Raw genomic sequence first — 2078 nt, 5'->3', positions numbered from 1 at the left:
GCGCCGCTGCGGGTGCGCGCGCGCCGGGGCGCCACCGCGGCGCACTACGAGCACACCGGTGGCGCAGCGACGATCGCGGTGCCCGAGGGCCGCAGCACCTGGGCGCTGCGAGAACTGGTGGTGCTGCACGAGATCACCCATCACGTCTGCGACGCGGACCCGCCGCACGGCCCCGCGTTCGTGGCGGCGTTCTGCGATCTGAGCGCGGCGGTGATGGGTCCCGAGGTCGCGCACGTGCTGCGCGTCGTGTACGCGAAGGAAGGCGTGAAGTAGCGTCGAGGCGGTGACCGACTGGGGTGCCCTCGACGACCTGTTCACCCGTGTACTGCACAGCGAGGACGACGCGATGCGCGCGGCCCGGCAGGCCGGCGGCGCCGCCGGCATGCCCGCGATCGAGGTCTCCGCGCAGCACGCGAAACTGCTGTCCCTGCTGGTGAAGATCGCCGGGGCGCGCCGCGTGCTGGAGATCGGCACACTGGCCGGCTACAGCACCATCGCGCTGGCCCGCGCGGTCGGACCCGACGGGACGGTCGTCAGCCTGGAATACGAACCCGCACACGCCGAGGTGGCCCGACGCAACCTCGAGCGCGCCGGGATCGGCGACCGGGTCGAGATCGTGGTCGGCGCCGCGCTGGACTCACTGCCCGGTCTGCAGCAGCGCGGCGACACCTTCGATCTGGTCTTCATCGACGCCGACAAGGAGAACAACGTCTCCTATGTCGAGTGGGCGATCACTCTCGGCCATCCGGGCACCGTGATCGTCGTCGACAACATCGCCCGCAACGGCCGCGTGCTCGACCCGGCGCCCGACGACCGGCAGGCCCAGGCGATCCGGGACATGTTCGGCATGATGGCCGCCCACCCGCGGCTGGACACCGCGGCGATCCAGACCGTGGGCACCAAGGGCTGGGACGGCTTCGCCGTCGCGGTCGTCGACTAGTTCCGGCCCCCGGCGGCGAGGTTCCGTCCGCGACACGTTCGGGTATGCCTGCCGGATGTGGACCGTGAGCAGGGACATCGACGCCTCCGCCGACGCGGCCTGGCATGTACTGGCGGATCTGGATGCGTGGCCGAAGTGGGGGCCGACCGTGTCCGGCGCCGAACTCGACGGCTCGGCGTTCGAGCTGGGCGCGACCGGCCGGGTGTGGACGCCGGTCGGGGTGCCGTTGCCGTTCGTGATCGACGAGCTCGACCAGGGCCGTTCGTGGGGTTGGCGGGTCGCCGGGGTGCCTGCCACCCGCCACGGCGTGCACCCGCGCGACGAGGGCTGCCGCGTCTGGATGAGCGCGCCGGTGTGGGCTCCGGGCTATCTTCCGGTGCTGACGATCGCGTTGCGCCGGATCGAGGAGCTGTGCGCACGCGAGCAGGAACTCAGAGGTCCGTGACGCTATTCAACCCGGAGCGTTCAACCCGGACGCGTCCAGCCCGGACGCGTAGCTTTCCTTGACCACGTCGAGGTGCGTCCAGCTCTCCAGCGTGCGGACGCCGGGCAGGCCGCGCACCGTGTCCATCAGCTCGACCAGTTGCGCCGCGGCGAACGCCCGCACCGTGACCAGCACGTCGAAGCGGCCGAGCGTGCGCGCCACGAAGATCACCGCGGGCATGTCCGTCAGCGCCGCGACGACGTCGTGGTGGCCGCCGGTGAGCCGGATGCCGAAACCCATGGCGCTCTGCCGATCCTGGCCGGAGTGCCGGACCACTGCGCCGATCCGGACCACCCGGGCGTCGAGGAGCCGCACCACCCGTCTGCGCACGCCGGCTGCCGACAGTCCGACCCCGGCGGCGAGCGCGACGTAGGAGGCGCGGCCGTCCTGCTGCAGCGCGGCCAGCAGTGCCCGGTCGGTGTCGTCGAGATCGGTGCGGACGTCTCCGACGGGTCCGATGACGTCGCGCATCACCTCGACGTAGGTCAGGGTGTCGACCGCGGACACGCCGGGTAGCGCGCGGAACTCGGCGACCGCGTGGTCGATGTCGCGCGCCGACGCGGCACGCACCTCCGCGACCAGTCCGTGGGGGCCGCTGGTCAGCGACAGGAACGGCACGTCGGCGCGGCGGGCGAGCGCGGCGGCCACCGGCGC

The 2078-nt window shown here is 72.5% G+C and carries 4 protein-coding genes; 3 read left to right on the top strand and 1 reads right to left on the bottom strand.

All coding sequences use genetic code 11. The features are described 5' to 3' along the window. The 3 genes from MVA01S_RS29655 to MVA01S_RS29645 form a co-directional block, all read left to right on the top strand. The coding region (locus tag MVA01S_RS29655; RefSeq protein ID WP_110899850.1) for a TIGR04338 family metallohydrolase at positions 1-273 on the top strand (273 nt) is incomplete at its 5' end. A 10-nt stretch (positions 274-283) separates the two neighbouring features. Beyond that, on the top strand, positions 284-940 hold the full coding sequence (locus MVA01S_RS29650; RefSeq protein WP_003930793.1) for an O-methyltransferase: 657 nt from the start codon (positions 284-286) through the stop codon (positions 938-940). A 55-nt stretch (positions 941-995) separates the two neighbouring features. Then, positions 996-1385: an SRPBCC family protein gene (locus tag MVA01S_RS29645; protein WP_003930794.1), complete on the top strand. Its 390-nt coding sequence runs from the start codon at positions 996-998 to the stop codon at positions 1383-1385. A 6-nt stretch (positions 1386-1391) separates the two neighbouring features. Here MVA01S_RS29645 and MVA01S_RS29640 read toward each other — a convergent pair. Next, on the bottom strand, positions 1392-2078 hold a 687-nt coding region (locus MVA01S_RS29640; RefSeq protein WP_060941832.1), incomplete at its 5' end, for an Lrp/AsnC family transcriptional regulator.

The sequence above is a fragment of the Mycolicibacterium vaccae NBRC 14118 = CIP 105934 genome (assembly GCF_001552715.1).
In the GTDB taxonomy this organism is placed as follows: Bacteria; Actinomycetota; Actinomycetes; order Mycobacteriales; family Mycobacteriaceae; genus Mycobacterium; species Mycobacterium vaccae.
Note: the sequence above shows the minus strand (reverse complement) of the source record. Positions and strands in the feature narration are given on the sequence as shown.